Annotated in this window: 17 protein-coding genes; 9 read left to right on the top strand and 8 right to left on the bottom strand. The window is 69.6% G+C overall.

Features of this window, described 5'->3' with window-relative positions:
* The first annotated feature begins 141 nt into the window (after positions 1–141).
* The 5 genes from AC3WJT_RS05780 (at position 142) to AC3WJT_RS05760 (ending at position 5,664) form a co-directional block, all read left to right on the top strand.
* Complete coding sequence (locus AC3WJT_RS05780; protein ID WP_492342115.1) at positions 142–1,575, top strand: peptidoglycan DD-metalloendopeptidase family protein; 1,434 nt, start codon at positions 142–144, stop codon at positions 1,573–1,575.
* Between the two features lie 193 nt (positions 1,576–1,768).
* Entirely contained in the window at positions 1,769–2,845 is a 1,077-nt protein-coding gene (prfA, locus tag AC3WJT_RS05775) for a peptide chain release factor 1 (RefSeq protein WP_492342114.1), read from the top strand.
* A gap of 8 nt (positions 2,846–2,853) precedes the next feature.
* A complete protein-coding gene (locus tag AC3WJT_RS05770) occupies positions 2,854–3,618 on the top strand; it encodes an MOSC domain-containing protein (protein ID WP_492342113.1) in 765 nt (254 codons plus the stop codon).
* Positions 3,615–4,481 (top strand): peptide chain release factor N(5)-glutamine methyltransferase, encoded by an 867-nt coding sequence (gene prmC / locus AC3WJT_RS05765; RefSeq protein ID WP_492342112.1) that lies wholly within the window; start codon positions 3,615–3,617, stop codon positions 4,479–4,481. The genes AC3WJT_RS05770 and prmC overlap by 4 nt, the downstream gene beginning before the upstream one ends.
* Before the next feature lie 232 nt (positions 4,482–4,713).
* Positions 4,714–5,664 (top strand): DUF4167 domain-containing protein, encoded by a 951-nt coding sequence (locus AC3WJT_RS05760; protein WP_492342111.1) that lies wholly within the window; start codon positions 4,714–4,716, stop codon positions 5,662–5,664.
* Positions 5,665–5,785: 121 nt separating this feature from the next.
* On the opposite strand, the gene AC3WJT_RS05755 is transcribed toward AC3WJT_RS05760, so the two are convergent.
* The 5 genes from AC3WJT_RS05755 to AC3WJT_RS05735 form a co-directional block, all read right to left on the bottom strand.
* Entirely contained in the window at positions 5,786–6,619 is an 834-nt protein-coding gene (locus tag AC3WJT_RS05755) for an alpha/beta fold hydrolase (protein WP_492342110.1), read from the bottom strand.
* A gap of 104 nt (positions 6,620–6,723) precedes the next feature.
* Positions 6,724–7,146 (bottom strand): GNAT family N-acetyltransferase, encoded by a 423-nt coding sequence (locus AC3WJT_RS05750; RefSeq protein WP_492342109.1) that lies wholly within the window; start codon positions 7,144–7,146, stop codon positions 6,724–6,726.
* A gap of 68 nt (positions 7,147–7,214) precedes the next feature.
* Positions 7,215–8,192, bottom strand: coding sequence for an NAD(P)H-dependent flavin oxidoreductase (locus AC3WJT_RS05745; protein ID WP_492342108.1), 978 nt, complete (start codon positions 8,190–8,192; stop codon positions 7,215–7,217).
* Between the two features lie 81 nt (positions 8,193–8,273).
* Positions 8,274–8,735, bottom strand: a complete 462-nt coding sequence (locus tag AC3WJT_RS05740) for a lysozyme inhibitor LprI family protein (RefSeq protein WP_492342107.1) — start codon at positions 8,733–8,735, stop codon at positions 8,274–8,276.
* A complete protein-coding gene (locus AC3WJT_RS05735) occupies positions 8,732–9,694 on the bottom strand; it encodes an acetyl-CoA carboxylase carboxyltransferase subunit alpha (RefSeq protein WP_492342106.1) in 963 nt (320 codons plus the stop codon). Before AC3WJT_RS05735 ends, AC3WJT_RS05740 begins: the two co-directional genes overlap by 4 nt.
* 156 nt (positions 9,695–9,850) lie before the next feature.
* On the opposite strand from AC3WJT_RS05735, the gene AC3WJT_RS05730 reads away from it, so the two are divergent.
* Together AC3WJT_RS05730 and AC3WJT_RS05725 are read left to right on the top strand one after the other, a co-directional pair.
* Positions 9,851–10,636, top strand: a complete 786-nt coding sequence (locus tag AC3WJT_RS05730; RefSeq protein ID WP_492342105.1) for an SDR family NAD(P)-dependent oxidoreductase — start codon at positions 9,851–9,853, stop codon at positions 10,634–10,636.
* A gap of 99 nt (positions 10,637–10,735) precedes the next feature.
* Entirely contained in the window at positions 10,736–11,614 is an 879-nt protein-coding gene (locus AC3WJT_RS05725; protein ID WP_492342104.1) for a dihydrodipicolinate synthase family protein, read from the top strand.
* Here AC3WJT_RS05725 and AC3WJT_RS05720 read toward each other — a convergent pair.
* Positions 11,611–12,420, bottom strand: coding sequence for an acyl-CoA thioesterase (locus tag AC3WJT_RS05720; protein WP_492342103.1), 810 nt, complete (start codon positions 12,418–12,420; stop codon positions 11,611–11,613). The two genes, AC3WJT_RS05725 and AC3WJT_RS05720, sit on opposite strands and share 4 nt — an antisense overlap.
* A 107-nt stretch (positions 12,421–12,527) precedes the next feature.
* On the opposite strand from AC3WJT_RS05720, the gene AC3WJT_RS05715 reads away from it, so the two are divergent.
* Both AC3WJT_RS05715 and AC3WJT_RS05710 read left to right on the top strand, forming a co-directional pair.
* A complete protein-coding gene (locus AC3WJT_RS05715) occupies positions 12,528–13,898 on the top strand; it encodes a cytochrome P450 (protein ID WP_492342102.1) in 1,371 nt (456 codons plus the stop codon).
* A 42-nt stretch (positions 13,899–13,940) separates the two neighbouring features.
* On the top strand, positions 13,941–14,756 hold the full coding sequence (locus tag AC3WJT_RS05710; protein WP_492342101.1) for a thioesterase family protein: 816 nt from the start codon (positions 13,941–13,943) through the stop codon (positions 14,754–14,756).
* 88 nt (positions 14,757–14,844) lie between these two features.
* Here AC3WJT_RS05710 and AC3WJT_RS05705 read toward each other — a convergent pair whose 3' ends face one another.
* Positions 14,845–15,903 (bottom strand): HpcH/HpaI aldolase/citrate lyase family protein, encoded by a 1,059-nt coding sequence (locus AC3WJT_RS05705; RefSeq protein WP_492342375.1) that lies wholly within the window; start codon positions 15,901–15,903, stop codon positions 14,845–14,847.
* 183 nt (positions 15,904–16,086) lie between these two features.
* Complete coding sequence (locus AC3WJT_RS05700; protein WP_492342100.1) at positions 16,087–16,305, bottom strand: alkylphosphonate utilization protein; 219 nt, start codon at positions 16,303–16,305, stop codon at positions 16,087–16,089.
* Positions 16,306–16,347 lie beyond the last annotated feature (42 nt).

Genomic DNA, 16,347 nt, shown 5'->3' with positions numbered 1-16,347 from the left:
GTGACAAAAAAGCCGAAGCACCGAATATTACTTGCGTTTCGGGGGCGTCCGGCGGCAGAAAACGGGCGCGCCAATTGCTGGGCAGTATCCCGGCCGTGCCATTCTGACGCGCGTACGGCATCGTAAACTGAAGGGGGAACGATGCAGGAATTCGATCCCAGGCGTTCGACGGTTCGTTTCGCGCCCAAGGTTCTCACCGCTGTGGCCGGTCTGGGCGTTCTGGGCCTGTGCTGGAATCTGACCGCCGGTCCGGCCACGAGCGTGGTCAAGCCGCTCGATCCCGCCGCGCTCACCGCCCTGCAACACATCGCCTTCGCCCGCGCCGAAGCCCAGCCCGGCTTCAACCAGGGCCAGAACATCAACGTCGAGGTCCGCCCGGGCGAGACCCTCGAGGCGGCCGTGCTGCGCAGCGGCGTGGCGCCGACGGACGCGCGCCTCGCCGTCCGCGTCCTGGCCCAGGCCATGGACACCGTGAACATCCGCGCCGGCATGGATTTCGTCGCCTCGGTCGCCCGCCCGCGGGACAGCCGTGGCCCCGCCCGGCTGATCGGTCTGTCGATGCGCACCGGCGCCGCCAGCACCCTGACCGTGTCGCGCACCTTCGACGGCGCCCTGCGCCTGCGCGAGCTGGAAGAAACCGTGAAGCCCGAGACCGTCGCCGCCTGCGGCCGGATGCAGGGCTCGTTCCACGAGAGCGCCAACGCCATCGGCGCCAGCTCGGCGGTCGTCGCCGAGGCCTCCAAACTGTTCGCCCACAAGATCGACTTCTCGCGCGACATCAAGGCGGGCGATCCGTTCTGCCTGGTGTTCGACCGCAAGGTGACCGAGAGCGGCCGGACCATCGAGGCCGGCGGCCTGCAGTACGCCGAGGTCAAGGGCCAGCGCTTTTACGGCTTCACGCGAGCCGACGGGAAGCGGACCTTCCTCGACGCCATCGGCAAGAGCATCAAGGGGTTCCTGCTGCGCACGCCGGTCGACGGCGCCCGCATCACCTCGCGCTTCGGCCTCCGCCGCCACCCGATCCTCGGCTACAACAAGATGCACCAGGGCATCGACTTCGGGGTCGGCACGGGCACGCCCGTCCTTGCCGCCGGCGACGGCGTGGTCGTCGAGGCCCGCCGCTGGGGCGGCTATGGCAACTGGGTGCGGATCCGCCACGCGGGCGGCTACGAAACCGGCTACGCCCACCTCTCGCGCTTCGGCAAGGGCCTCAAGGCCGGCATGCGGGTGAGCCAGGGCCAGCTGATCGGCTACGTCGGCTCGACCGGCGCCTCGACCGGCCCGCACCTGCACTACGAGGTCTGGCTCAAGGGTCGCCGCGTCAACCCGATGACCAAGATCCAGTCCGGCGTCAGCGTCGACCCGCGCGACGTGGCCTCGTTCAACGCGACCAAGAAGCGGATCGAGACCCTGATCGCCCCGCGCCGCACGGCGCTCGGCATCCCGGCCCCGGTCGCGACGCCCGCCAAGGGCGCCACGGTCGCCGCCGCGCCGGAAGAAGCCATCCCCACCAAGAAGCTGGCCCGCACCGATTTCAGCGCGCCCAAGGCCGGTCTCAAGCCCCGCGCCGGGTAAGGTATGCTCCCCCATCGGGGGAGCTGTCAGGCGCAGCCTGACTGAGGGGGTCACCCGAAATCTGAGCGGACCCCCTCCGTCCCGGCTCCGCCGGTCCACCTCCCCCGATGGGGAGGATCAGACAACATCGACACGGCACGCCCGCTCGCTGTAAACAGCGGCCCCTTCCCGCCGCTGCTTCCGGATTACCCCCGTGCGTCTCCCCCAGGCCCGTCTCGACCAGGTGCTCGACCGCTTCCGCGAGATCGAGGCCCGCATGGGCGCGGCCACCGAGGGGCCGGAGATCGTGCGCCTGTCGAAGGAACACGCCGAACTGAGGCCCGTGGCCGAGGCGGTGCGCGCGCTGGAAAAGGTGCTGGCCGAGAAGCCCGAGCTTGAGGCGATGGCCGCCGACGCCGATCCGGACATCTCCGAACTGGCCCGCGACGAGCTGGAACGGCTCGAGGCGAAGCTGCCTGACATGGAGCGTGACGTCGCCCTGCTGCTGGCGCCGCGCGACAAGGACGAGAACGCCTCGGCGATCCTTGAAGTGCGCGCCGGCACCGGCGGCGACGAGGCCGCGCTGTTCGCCGGCGACCTGTTCCGCATGTACCAGCGCTATGCCGCGAACCGCGGCTGGCGGGTGGAGATCGACAGCATCTCCGAGGGCGAGATGGGCGGCTTCAAGGAAATCATCGCCTCGGTCACCGGCGACGGCGTGTTCGGCCGGCTGAAATTCGAGAGCGGCGTACACCGGGTGCAGCGGGTGCCGGCCACCGAGGCCCAGGGCCGTATCCACACCTCGGCCGCCACGGTCGCCGTGCTGCCCGAGGTCGAGGACGTCGAGATCGAGATCAACGACGCCGACCTGCGCATCGACACCTACCGCTCGTCCGGCGCGGGCGGCCAGCACGTCAACAAGACCGACTCGGCCGTGCGCATCACCCACCTGCCCACCGGCATCGTGGTGACGAGTTCGGAAAAGTCGCAGCATGAGAACCGCCGCAAGGCGATGAAGAACCTCAAGGCCAAGCTGTACGACATGCAGCGCGAGGCGCTGGACACCGCCCGGTCGGACGCCCGCAAGAGCCAGGTCGGCTCCGGCGACCGCTCCGAACGGATCCGCACCTACAACTACCCCCAGGGCCGGGTCACCGATCACCGCATCAACCTGACCCTCTACAACCTGCCCAAGATCGTCGAGGGCGAAGCGCTGGACGACGTCATCGACCCCCTGATCGCCGAGGACCAGGCGGCAAGGCTGGCGACGCTTGAGGACAGTTTCGGCTAGGCCATCCCATGCAATCCACCGTCGCCGCCCTGTTTCGCCACCCCGTAAAGGGCTTCACGCCCGAACGGCTGGCCGCGGCTGATCTGGCCGTCGGTGCGACCCTGGCGCACGACCGGATGTACGCCGTCGAGATCGGCGACTGCGGCTTCGATCCTGCAGCGCCCGCCTTTGTGCCCAAGACGAAGTTCGCCGTGCTGGCGCACATCGCCGACGTCGCGAAGGCGCGCACGCGCTACGACGACGCCGCCGGCCTGTTCCATGCGAGCGCGCCCGGTCATCCTGATTTCGCCGGCGACCTGACCGGCGAAGCCGGCCGCGACGCTTTCGCCGGCTGGCTGACCGGCCTGCTCGGCGAGGAGGCCCGCGCCCCCTTGAAGGTGCTGCAGGCGCCCGGAGCCTGGCGGTTCACCGACCACCCGCTCGGCCATGTCTCGATCGTCAACCTGGCCAGCCTGCGCGATCTCGAATCGCGTGTGCGGCGGCCGATCGATCCGTTGCGCTTCCGCGCCAACCTCTATGTCGACGGCTGGCCGGCGTGGATCGAGAACGACTGGGCCGGCCGCACCCTGTCGGTCGGCGGCGCGACCGCGACGGCGTTCAAGCCAATCGTCCGCTGCGCGGCCACCCATGTGAACCCCGAGACCGCCGAGCGGGATCTGGACGTGGTGGCGGCGCTGTTCGAGAACTACGGCCACACCCTGTGCGGCCTCTATGTGCAGACCACCGCCGCCGGCCGTGTGGCCGAGGGCGATGTCGTGGAGCTGAAGGCGTGACCACTCTTGTGAAGGCCTGGAAGGCCGGCGGCGAACGCCTCAAGGCCGTCGGCATCGACCAGCCGGCGATCGACGCGCGGCTGATGCTCGAGGCCGCCGCCGGCGTCAGCCGTCTGGAGATCGTCACCGAGCCTTATCGCGAGCTGACCGCCGACCAGCAAGCGACCTACGAGAGCTACCTCGACCGGCGCGGCCGCCGTGAACCGGTCAGCCATATCCTGGGCCGCAAGGGCTTCTGGAAGATCATGCTCAACGTCAACAGCGCGGTCCTGACCCCGCGCCCGGACACCGAGGTGATCGTCGACGAGGCGCTGAAGGCCTTTCCCGAGCACATGGCCTTCAGCCTGCTCGATCTGGGCGTCGGCTCGGGCGCGATCATGCTGGCGATCCTGGCCGAGCGGCCGGCCGCGAAGGCGCTGGGGGTCGATATCTCCGAGGACGCCCTGGCCGTGGCGCGGGAGAACGCCGCCAACCTCGACCTCGACGGCCGCACGGTGCTGCTGCGCGGCGACTGGACGTCCGGGCTCGGCGACGCGGGCTTTGATCTGGTGGTGGCCAACCCGCCCTACATCCCCACCCACGTCATCGAGACGCTCGACCCCGAGGTGCGTGACCACGACCCCAGGCTGGCTCTCGACGGCGGCCCCGACGGGCTGGGCCCCTACCGCGTGCTGGCCCCGGAGATCCTGCGGGTGCTCAAGCCCGGCGGGATGTTCGCCGTCGAGATCGGCTACGACCAGAGCGCCGACGTCGAGGCGCTGTTCCGTCAGGCCGGCGCCGCCGATGTCCGCACGATCAAGGACCTGGGTCTGCGCGACCGGGTTGTCGCCGGCTCCAGAAACCCCTTGGAAACAGGGTCCTGAGGCGTTACATCTGACTCGTTCCCACTCAGATCGCCGTAGAGATTGATCGCAATCGACGGCGGGCGCGCGAGGTCTCAAGAGGACCGGGTCGCCGCGCTGAAAGCGGGCGGGAACAAAGAACAGCGTCTTTTTCGAAACAACAAAAGCGGGCGGCAAGCCCGAACCAGTATCCAGAACCGGCCCGCGCGAACGACCGCTGTGTCACGCGCCCGCCGGCAGGTCGAAGGGTAAAATGAGAGATTTCAAGGGTATGAAGCGTCAGCGCGGCCGCAATCGCGGCAGTGGCGGCAACAACCAGGGCGGCAAGCCCCAGCACAACGCCAACCGGGCGTTCGACTCCAACGGTCCCGAAGGCATCAAGGTGCGCGGCGCCGCGCAGGGCGTCTTCGAGAAGTACCAGCAACTGTCCCGCGACGCCGCGTCCGGCGGGGACCGGGTGCTGGCCGAGAACTACCTGCAACACGCCGAGCACTATTTCCGCACCCTGCGCGCCATGCAGCCGCACCGTCCGGTGTCCGATATCGTGGGCCGTGAGCAGTTCTCGTCGGGCTTCGACATCGACTTCGAGGCCGAACCGGGTGAACCGCCGGAGGGCGGCTACGTGCCCGAGACCGAGGGTGGCGAGGGCGACGGCCAGCGCGACAACAACGGCAACGGCAATCGCGACAACAATCAGGGCGGCCAGCGCTTCGACAACAACCGTCCGCGTGACGGCCAGCGCTTCGAGGGCCGCGACCGTCAACGTGACGACCGGCCGCGGGACGACCGCCCCCGGGATGATCGCCCTCGTGACGAGCGCCCGCGCGATGACCGCCCCCGCGACGACAAGCCCCGCGAGGAGCGCCCCCGTCAGGAGGGCGAGACCGGCGGCGGCCGTCGCGACCGCTGGCGCGAGCGTGACGAACGCCGGGACCGTGAACGCGCCGAAGCGGCCGCCCGCGATCCGCTGGCCGTGGTCGAACCCCAGGCCGCCGCGCCGCTGGCGCCCGAGCCCGCGGTCAGTGAATCCCCCCGCCTGCGCGGCCAGGACGGCGCCGTGAGCGAACTGCCCGCCTTCCTCGGCCGCCCGGCCGCGGTGAGCGAGGAAGCCCCCGCAGAGGAAGCCAAGAAGCCCCGCCGTCGCCGCGCCCCGCGCAGCTTCGAAGGCGGCGAGGACGCCAAGCCGGAGACGGAAGAGGCGTAAGACCAAGATGCTCCCCCCTTGGGGGAGCTGTCCGCGAAGCGGACTGAGGGGGGCCCCCGAGATCTGAGCGGACCCCCTCCGTTTCGCCTGACGGCGAGCCACTTCCCCCGATGGGGAGGATCTATTTCTCCGCCATCCCCGCCGCCGTCTCGATCGCGCCCACAAGCGCCGGGACGCAGCAGGCGTTGAGGAAATGGTCGCCGCCGGGGACCACGACCAGCGTCGTGGGCGTCGCGCCGCGACTTTGCGCCAGAGCGCGGGCCGACGAGAGCGGCACGAAGGTGTCGGCCTCGCCATGCAGCACCACGACCGGTTGGGCGAGGCCCGCGAGGGCCGCCCGCGCCGCGGGCAGTTGCGGCGCCTGGCCGCGCACCTCGGCGATGGCGTTCTTCAGGTCCCGGGGCAGCATCGGGCGCACCATGCCGCCAAGGCCGGTGAGCCGCCGCGCGGTCGCCCCGCGCTCGCCGTAGAACGGACTCATAAGCACCAGCGCCTGCACCCGATCCGGATAGCTGGCGGCCATCAGGGTCGCGATCGGCGCGCCATAGGACTGGCCGACGAGGATCACCTTCTGACCGGGCGCGACGTCGAGCAGGGCCGACAGCGCCTCGGCCTGGTCGCTGATCGAGCCGACCACGCCGGCCGGCTCGCTGAGCGCGAAGCCCGGCCGGTCGGCGACGACCATGGTGTAGTCTTCCGGCAGCGCCGCCAGCACCGGCGCCCAGAACTCCGACCACGACGGCGTGCCGGTGATCACCACCACCTTCCAGGGCGACACGCGAGGCGTGCGCAGGGCGGACAGGGTCCACGGATGGCCGGCGGCCTGGACCGCCACCCGCTCCATGGTTCCCGCCGGGTAGTCCTTCGAGGTCGGGTAGCGCTCGACCTCGGCCGACATGCAGCCGGACAGCGCAATGGCGGCGGCGGCGGCGAGCGGTCGGACGATACGGGGCAAGGCGAACTCCTTCGGCCCCCTAGCTACGCGCGCTGTGCGACCGAATGAAGTTAAGCCTTGGTCATCGATCCCGCCCGGACCCGGATCGGCCTGCTTCGCCGCCCCTAGTCCAGATCGAACTCGTAGAAGGCCGCCAGGACGGCCTCTTCGCCGAAGGTCTCGTAGAGGCGGCGCGCCGGGACGTTGTCCTCCTCCGTACCCACCCACCAGTCCTCGCAGCCCAGCGAACGGCCCAGGTCGAGCATCGTCTCGATCAGGCGCCGGGCGATCCCCTGGCGGCGGAAGTCCTCCGCTACGCCCAGGTTGTCGACGTAGAGTTCCGTCGCCTGGTCGGGATGGCGATGGATGCAGGCGGCAACCTGGCCCACGACCAGTCCGTCGGCTATCGCCAGGAACATAAGGTTCGTCTCGTGCGCCAGATAGGCGGCCAGCCGCGCGGGAACGATGTCGGCGTCGAAGACATCCTCCGCGACATTCTCCAGCAGAGAGGTGTTGTCGGCGGAAAGCCGGATGATCTCGATGGTCATGGGTCGTCCTCCGGGCGACAGGCTATCCAGTCCTCGAGAACAGGAAAACCGGCGCCCGGAGACCGTCCCTAGCGGACCATCCCGGACAGGCGGCCGCGGATCAGGTCCTCGGCCTCCGAGACGATCCGGTCGACCAGTTCCTGCACCGTCGGGATGTCGTGGATCAGCCCCTGCACCATGCCGGCCGACCAGATGCCGCCCTGGGTGTCGCCGTTGGCCAGGGCGTCGCGGCCGCGTGTGCCGGCGACCAGGTGCTGGACGTCCTCGAACTTGGCGCCGCCGGCGCGTTCGATCTCGACCACGGCCTGGCTGACCTCGTTGCGCATCACGCGGGCGGTGTTGTGCAGGGTGCGGAAGATCAGGTCGGTCTGGCGCTCGTCGTTGGCGACCATCTGTTCCTTGAAGGCCATCGGGATCGGCGCTTCCTGGGTGACGCAGAAGCGGGTGCCCATGTTGATGCCGTCCGCGCCCAGCGCCAGAGCGGCGACCAGGCCGCGCGCGTCGGCGATGCCGCCCGAGGCGAGCATCGGGATCTTCACCTTGTCGGCAGCCGCGGCGATCAGGATCAGGCCGGGGATGTCATCCTCGCCCGGGTGGCCGGCGCACTCGAAGCCGTCGATCGAGATGGCGTCCACGCCCATCCGTTCGGCGCTCAGGGCGTGCCGGACGGCGGTGCATTTGTGGATCACCTTGATGCCGTGGGCCTTGAAGTCGTCGACGTGTTCCTGCGGCTTGTAGCCGGCGGTCTCGACGGCCTTGATCCCGCTCTCGATGATCGCAGCGCGGTACTCGGCGTAGGGCGGCGGCTTGATCGCCGGCAGGATGGTCAGGTTCACGCCGAACGGCTTGTCGGTCAGATCCCTGGTCCGCTGGATCTCCTTGGCCAGCTCTTCCGGCGTCGGCTGGGTCAGGGCGGTGATGAAGCCCAGCGCGCCGGCGTTGGCCACGGCGGCGACCAGTTCGGCCTTGCCGACCCACTGCATGCCGCCCTGGGCGATGGGGTGCTCGACGCCGAACAACTCGGTGAAGCGGGTCTTGATGGCCATGGGGTTCCTCTCCCGAACGATTGTTTGAGAGAGACTGGGCCATGTCACGCCACGTCAGGCAAGAGGGCGGGCGTCAGCCGTTCAGGGAACGGTTCCGACCGTTCCGGGCGGATCTTCGCTGTCGGCCGGCGCCGAGAGATCCGGGAGGAAGGCTTCCAGCTCCAGCGTGCGTTCGACCGTCCGCTGCACCATGCACATGTTGGAGAAGACGTTGGAGATCGTGCCCCAGTCCTCGCTGGCGCGGGCGCGGCAGTCGGCGTCACGGAAGGCGATCCAGGCCCGCTGGGCCTTCTTGAGCCCCGCCTTCTGGTCTGGCGTCATGTCGGCGATCAGGGACCGGTAGGCGGCGTTCAGGGCGGCGTCCTGAACGGCGAACTCGGCGCCGATGCATTCGATCATCCCGAGGGTCGTCTGTCCCTCGTCCGTCGCAAGGCACGCGTGAAAGGCCGGGGTGTAGCGCGCCTTGACCGCCGCGCTGTCCATCGCTGCGGCGGGCGTGGCCAGCAGGGCGGCGGTCGCCGCGAGGACCAGGGCCGCCCTCACGCCACGCCCGACCGGCCGATGGCGTAGTAGCGCTCGGCCCGTTGCGACAGCAACTGGTCAGCGTCGAGGCTCGCCAGCAGGGCCAGTTCTTCCTCGATCGCGTCGCCGACGGCCTTGATCGCGGCCTCGGGATCGGAGTGGGCGCCGCCGGGGGGCTCGTCGATGATGCGGTCGACGACGCCGGTCTTGATCAGGTCCTGGGCGGTGATGTGCATCTGCTCGGCGGCGTCCTTGGCCCGGGCGCCGTCGCGCCACAGGATCGAGGCCGCGCCTTCCGGCGAGATGACCGAATAGATGGCGTGCTCGAGGATCAGCACCTTGTTGCCGGCCGCGATGCCGATCGCCCCGCCGCTCATGCCTTCGCCGGTGATGGTGGCGATCATCGGCGTCTTGAGGGTCAGACAGCGCTCGGTGCCGCGGGCGATGGCCTCGGCCTGGCCGCGCTCCTCGGCGCCTAGGCCCGGATAGGCGCCGGCGGTGTCGATGAAGGTCAGCACCGGCAGGTTGAACTGCTCGGCCATGTCCATCAGCCGGACCGCCTTGCGGTAGCCCTCGGGTCGGGCCATGCCGAAATTGTGCTTCAGGCGGGTGGTGGTGTCGTGGCCCTTCTCCTGGCCGATGACCATCACCGGCTGGCCGCGGAAACGGCCGAGGCCGCCGATCACCGCCTGGTCGTCGGCGAACTTGCGGTCGCCGCGCAGCTCGACGAACTCGTCGATCAGGGCGGCCAGATAGTCGACGAAGTGCGGACGCTCGGGGTGGCGCGCGACCTGGGTCTTCTGCCACGGCGTCAGCCGCGAATAGGACTCCTTGCGCAGCTCGCCCAGACGCGCGCGCAGGGCGTCGATCTCGCTGTCGAACGATCCGGCCCCGGCGGTATCGGAGAGCTTCGACAGCTCCTCGATCTTGCCTTCCAGTTCGGCGATCGGCTTTTCGAACTCGAGATAGTGCTGAACCATGAATCGCCTGACCGGGACCGCCCCTTGAGAGCCGTCGAAACTAGAGGTTGGCGAAAAGCGGGGCAAGGCGGAGCGCGCGGACGTTGCGTCACACCGCCCGGTCATGCTCCATTGCCTCAAACAACCGTTTGAACTTCCGGACAGGGAAACAGCACCATGGGCAAGCTCGCAGGCCGCGTGGCCATCATCACCGGCGCGGCCAGCGGCATCGGCCGGGCGGCGGCGAAACTGTTCTCCGAAGCCGGCGCCTATGTCGTCATCGCCGACCTGTCGGACAAGGTGACCGAGACGCTCGCCCAGGTGACCGCGGCCGGCGGCAAGGGCGAGGCCATCGTCGGCGACGTGGCCTCCGGCGAGGTCGTCGACCAGCTGATCGCGGCGGCGGAGAAGCAGGGCGGGCTCGACGTGATGTTCGCCAACGCAGGCGTCTCGGGCGGCCTGCCCGGCCTGATGGAGCTGACCGCCGAGCATTGGAACAACGTGCTGCGCATCAACACCGTCGGCGTCTTCCTGGCCGTCCAGGCGGCGGCGAAGGTCATGGTCCCGCGCGGCAAGGGCTCGATCATCTGCACCGCCAGCGTCGCCGGCATCCGGTCGGGCGCGGGCGGCATGCCCTACAGCGCCTCCAAGGCGGGCGTGATCAGCATCGTCCAGACCGGCGCCAACCAGCTGGCCGGCAGCGGCGTGCGGATCAACGCCGTCTGCCCCGGCCTGACCGAGACCGGCATGACCCAGTTCGTCTTCGACCGCGCTCGTGAGCGCGGCACCGAGGGCAAGATCGGCCAGCTCAACCCCCTACGGCGCGGCGCTGTCCCTGAAGAAATCGCCCAGGTGGCCCTGTTCCTCGCCTCCGACGACGCATCCTACGTCAACGGTCAGGCCATCGCGGTCGACGGCGGCCTGTCGAGCTCTCACCCGGTCGTTCCGGGGAAGATGGCGTAGGCCGCGCCTCCACCGGACGCTGACACAATCCGAAGCGGAACATGACTTGAGCCGCCGAGCGGGCGGGAGCTGTATGCGCCCGCATGTCGGAGGAACAGCATGTCGCCCTTTGCCGGTCTGTCGGCCTTTCCCATCACACCCGCGACGCCGGACGGCCGGGTCATCGCGGCCGATCTGCGCGGCGTCCTGCAGCGAATCGCCGAGGGCGGCGCGGACTCTGTCGGCCTGCTGGGCAGCACCGGGACCTACATGTTCCTGGACCGTGATGAGCGGCGGCGCGCCGTGGCCATCGCCGTCGAGACGCTCACCTCGACGCCCGTGATTGTGGGCGTAGGGGCGCTGCGGACCGACGAGGCGCAGCGGCTGGCGAAGGACGCGGCGGCCGAGGGCGCGGCGGGTCTGCTGCTGGCGCCGGTCAGCTACACCCCCCTGACCGAGGAGGAGGTGTTCCGGCATTTCGCGGCCGTGGCAGAGGCGACCGACACGCCGATCGTGATCTACAACAACCCGTCGACGACCAGCTTCACCTTCAGGCCGGGGCTGGTCGCCCGCCTGGCGGACGCGATCCCGAGCATCGCCGCCATCAAGCTGCCGCTGCCCAAGGACGACATCGCCGGGGACCTGAAGACGTACCGCGAGGCCGCCCCCCGGCTGGCGATCGGCTACAGCGGCGACTGGGGCTGCAAGGACGGCCTGCTGGCCGGCGCCGACGCCTGGTTCAGCGTCGCGGGCGGGATGTTCACGCCGCGCGCCGCCGCCCTGACCGCCGCCGCCCTGCGCGGGGACCGGGTCGAGGCGGACCGGCTGGACGCGGACTTCGCGCCGCTGTGGGAGGTGTTCAAGCTCACCGGAGGCATGCGGGCGATGTACGCGGCCGCCAACCATCTCGGTCTTACCGCCGCCCAGCCGCCGTTGCCGGTGCTGCCGCTGGACGGCGCGATGCGCGCGAAGCTCGTCGGCGCGATCGCCGGCCTCTAGCCCTCGCGCACCCGCACGATCACGGTCTGGCTGGCCACGGCCATCAGCTCGCCGGTCTCGGCGAAGAGGTTCATCGCACCGTGGCCGACGCCCGCGTGGATGCCGCTGATGGCGATGTCGACCATGACCCAGCGGGTCGGCACGATCTTCAGGACGCGCAGGGTGTTGTCGAGGCTGTTGCCGCCGGCCCAGACGCCCAGCGCATGGCCGAATCCGGACGGGACATAGTCGGCGAACACGGCCAGCAGTGCGGCGTCGACCGGGACGTCCTCGACCGTGCGCAGCCACATCTGCATGCGGCCATCGTCGCTGATCTCACCCTTGCGGTTCTTCAGGTCGTAGCGGCCTTCCGGCGCGCGGCGCTCGATACGGCGGTTGAGATTGTCGCCGTCGTCGGACCACAGCATCACCGGCAGGCAGTCCTCCGGCGGCGGGATGTCCGGCATCTTCGGCCATTGATAGTCGCGCGTGTCGGGCCGGACGCCGAGCGCCGCCATGACGCTGACCACCTCGGTCTCGCCGACGTGGGCCGTGACCCGGGCCTGGGTCGTGTACTTGCCGGCGTTGGAGATCCAGACGTCGAAGTCCACCACCGACGGCGGCCGGGCATAGGAGAGATACTGTGCCGTCGCCCAGACCACCGGCCGGCCGCAGGTCTGTTCCAGCGCCGAGATCGAGGCCGCCAGCCCGATGCCGCCGTACATGAACAGATGCTCGGGCGGGCCGACGCAGATCGGCGGCGTCAGCGGCATGTACCAGCGATGCGGATTGTGCGAGGCGCGCAGGTCGAAGAAGGGGGCGGTCATGCCGCTCTCATAGACCCGCAACGCCGCGCGTCGACCTGATTTTCGCTGCGACGCAGCATCAGGAATGCTAAACCGCCGGTCGGCCACCCAGGTCTGCCGGAGTCCCCATGGACGCCCTCGCCCGCCCGATCATCCCGCCCGCGCCCTACGTGCATCCGCAGGACCTCTCGACGCCACGGCTGGTGGTGGCGACGCTGGGCAACACCCTGGGCAACTGGTCGAAGAACGCCTTCGAGATCCCGTACGGCCGCCGCGTCGTGCTCGGGGTCGACAGCATCCTCGTCAACGACCCGGTCGGCATCCGGCAGGTGATGCAGGGCAATATGGCCGTCTATGCCCGCCCGCTGGCCGCCGTGCGGCCCGTGCGGCCTCTGGCCGGGGCCGGGGTGCTGCTGTCGGAAGGCGCCGAGTGGAAGCGCCAGCGCAAGATGCTGGCGCCGGCCTTCACGCCGGGAACGGTCGAGTCGCTGCTCCCGCATTTCCACGCCGCCGCCGACAATCTGGCGGCGCGGCTGACCGGGCAGAGCCGCGCGAATCTCGCCGACGCCTTTCACCAGGCCACGCTCGAAGCGGTGCTGCGCTCGCTGTTCTCGCTGCCGCCGGGCCCGGAGCAGTCCGAACTGGCCGTCATGGCCCGCGACTATGTCGCCAGCGCCGGCCGCCCGACCTTCCTCGACGGTTTCGCGCGGGCCGAGACCGACTTCGCCTTCGCCGGCGGCGCGCGGCGCAAGTTTCAGAAGCGCTGGTTCGCCGCCGTCGACCGGATCGTCGCCGCCCGGCGCGCGGGTCCCGCCGGCGCGGACCACGCCGATCTGCTCGACCGGCTTCTGGCCGTTCGGGACGCCGATACGGGCAAGCCCTTGTCTGACGCAGAGGTCCGCGACCAGTGCGCGACCATGCTGTTCGCCGGGTTCGAGACGACCTCGCGGCTGCTGTTCTGGGCGACGTATCTGCTCAGCCTCGACGGCGCTGAACAGACCCGCCTGCGCCAGGAGGTCCGCGCCTTCCCGCCCGAACGGCTGACCACCCTGGAGGACCAGCACCACTGGCCGCGCCTGCGGAACGTCCTGCTGGAAGCGATGCGCCTCTATCCGCCGGTGCCGATCATCATGCGCCAGGCCATCACCACCGACGTCCTGTGCGGCGAGACCATCGGCAAGGGGTGCCTGGTCTGGATCAGTCCCTGGGTGCTGCACCGGCACACGGCCTACTGGGAGAACCCCACCGCCTTCATGCCGGACCGCTTCGCCGGCAAGGCGACGCCGTGGATCAGCGAGCCCGGCTACATGCCATTCGGCGCGGGCCCGCGCATCTGCATCGGCGCGGCCTTCGCCCTGGCCGAGGCCTCGATCATCCTGGCGACGGTGCTCGAGCGGTTCGAGCTGTCGATGGAGAGCGACCGTGCCGTGCTCCCGGTCGGCGGGGTGACGACCGCGCCGGATCACGAGCCGTGGTTCCGGGTTGAGCGCGTCGACTGACCGCTTTCCTTCCCCAGCGGGAATCTGCGCATTTGCCGCGCCATGGGACGCTTTCACGAAGACACCGCCGTCGCCGAGATCGACGGCGTCCTGACCGCCAATCTCTCGAAGGACTGGGAGATCTGGGGGCCGAATGGCGGCTATGTCGCCGCCATCGCCCTGCGCGCCGCCGGGACCCTGGCGCCGGAGGGGCACCGCCCGGCGAGTTTCTCCTGCCAGTATCTGTCGGTCGGCGCCTTCGGGCCGGCCCAGGCCGAAGTGCGGGTGCTGAAAGCCGGGCGCTCGGCGGTCTGTATCGCCGTGGAGCTGTCGCAGGCCGGCAAGGTGTTCCTCACGGCCCAGGTCTGGACCACCAACCGCGAGGGAGGGCCTGAGGTCGATGCGACGCCCCGTGTCGCCGCGCCGCCGCCGGCGGAGCTGAAGCCGAACGAGCACTACCTGCCGGCGGATGCGCCGAAGCATCCCTTCTGGGCCAATTTTGAGACCCGTCCGCTGGTCTGGATTCCCTGGGGCGAGCAGCTTGAGCCGGGCGCGCCGATCCGCCAGTGGCAGCGGTTCCTCGACTTCGAGCCTGTCGACGTGTTCGCCGACTGCGCCCGCTCGCTCGTGCTGATCGACACCATCCTCTGGCCCGCGCATCGCCGGTCCCAGCCGCCAGAGGCCGACTACATCGCGCCGAGCCTGGACCTCGCCGTCTGGTTCCACGAGCACCCGCAGGGGTCGGACTGGCTGCTGGTCGACGCCCGGTCGGAGAAAGCCCACGGCGGCCTGATCCACGGCAGCGGCCAGGTCTGGAGCGAGGACGGCCGCCTGCTGGCCACCGGCAACGGCCAGATGCTGCATACGCCGAGGCGGTAGTGGGGGACATGTACCGAAGGTACGTGTCCCCCAATCCAGCGACCGGGATGATTAGGGGACACGTACCTGCGGTACATGTCCCCGGCGATCAGAGCCCGTAAAGCGCCGCGTATTCCGGGTCCTTAGCCGCGATCTGCTTCGCGCAGTCGACCATGACCTTGGCCTGTTTCCAGGTCGCGTCGTCCTGCATCTTGCCGTCGAGCATCACCACGCCGGTGCCGTCGGGCATGCCTTCGAGGATGCGTTTGGCGAAGGCGATCTCGCCGGGGTCGGGGCTGAAGACGCGCTTGGCGATGGCGATCTGGTTCGGATGCAGGCTCCAGGCGCCGGCGCAGCCGAGCAGGAAGGCGTTGCGGAACTGCTGCTCGCAGGCGTCAGCGTCCGAAATGTCGCCGAACGGGCCGTAGAACGGCTTGATGCCATGGGCGGCGCAGGCGTCGACCATCTTGGCGAAGGTGTAGTGCCAGATGTCCTGCTGGGCGCTGAGGCGCGGCTGGCCGTCGTCGCGCGGGTCTTCCATCACCTTGTAGAACGGGTGGCCGCCGCCGACGCGGGTGGTCTTCATCTGGCGGCTGGCGGCCAGGTCGGCCGGACCCAGGCTGATGCCGTGCATGCGCGGGCTGGCGGCGCAGATGGCCTCGACGTTGTTCACGCCCTCGGCCGTCTCGAGGATGGCGTGCAGCAGGATCGGCTTCTTCAGGCCGTGCTTCGCCTCGAGGATCGCCAGGAACTGGTCCATGTAGTGGATGTCCCAGGGTCCCTCGACCTTGGGCACCATCATCACGTCCAGCCGGTCGCCGACGCCGGCGACGATGTCCTGCACGTCGTCCAGATGCCAGGGCGAGTTGAGGCAGTTGATCCGGGTCCAGAGGCCGACGCCCAGGGCGGCGAAGTCGGTCGCGTTGGCCATCTCGATGAAGCCGGCGCGAGCCGCGTCCTTGGCGTCGGCGGGGATCGCGTCTTCAAGGTTGCCGAGGATGACGTCGACGGTCGGGGCGATCTCGGGGACCTTGCCGCGGACCTTTTCCAGATGGGTCGGGACGAAGTGGATCATCCGCTCGACCCGCACCGGCAGGTCCCGCAGCGGCGCCGGGGCGCCGATGGCCAGAGGCTTGAAAAACCCGCGCGGCGTCTTCATCGGCCTGATCCCTGTTCGGCTTTTGCGATTGCGAACGGATGTTTGAAGGTCGTGCTGCGGTGCGTCAAGGATGTGCGTCCTTCGAGACGCGATCCCGTCGGATCGCTCCTCAGGATGACGAACAGAGGCGGACCGCACAGTCGCCCGTCATGGTGAGGAGCGGACCCTCAGGTCCGCGTCTCGAACCACGCCCTACGCCTTCTTCACGAACTCCGTCCGCAGGACGAGACCCCGCACCTTGTCGACGTTGGCCTCGATCTCGTCGGGGTCGCCGGTCAGGCGGATCTTCTTCACTAGCGTCCCGCGCTTCAGAGTCACGCCGCCCGAACCCTTGACCTTGAGGTCCTTGACCAGGGTGACGCTGTCGCCGTCCGCGAGGATGGCGCCGTTGGAGTCGCGGGTATCCGACATGGGGGAGGTGTCCTGTGGGCTGGCTGCCGAGTCGGCAAAGCC

It is taken from the genome of Caulobacter sp. FW305-C-30-S16 (assembly GCF_058783025.1).
This window is presented reverse-complemented; position numbering and strand designations above follow the sequence as displayed.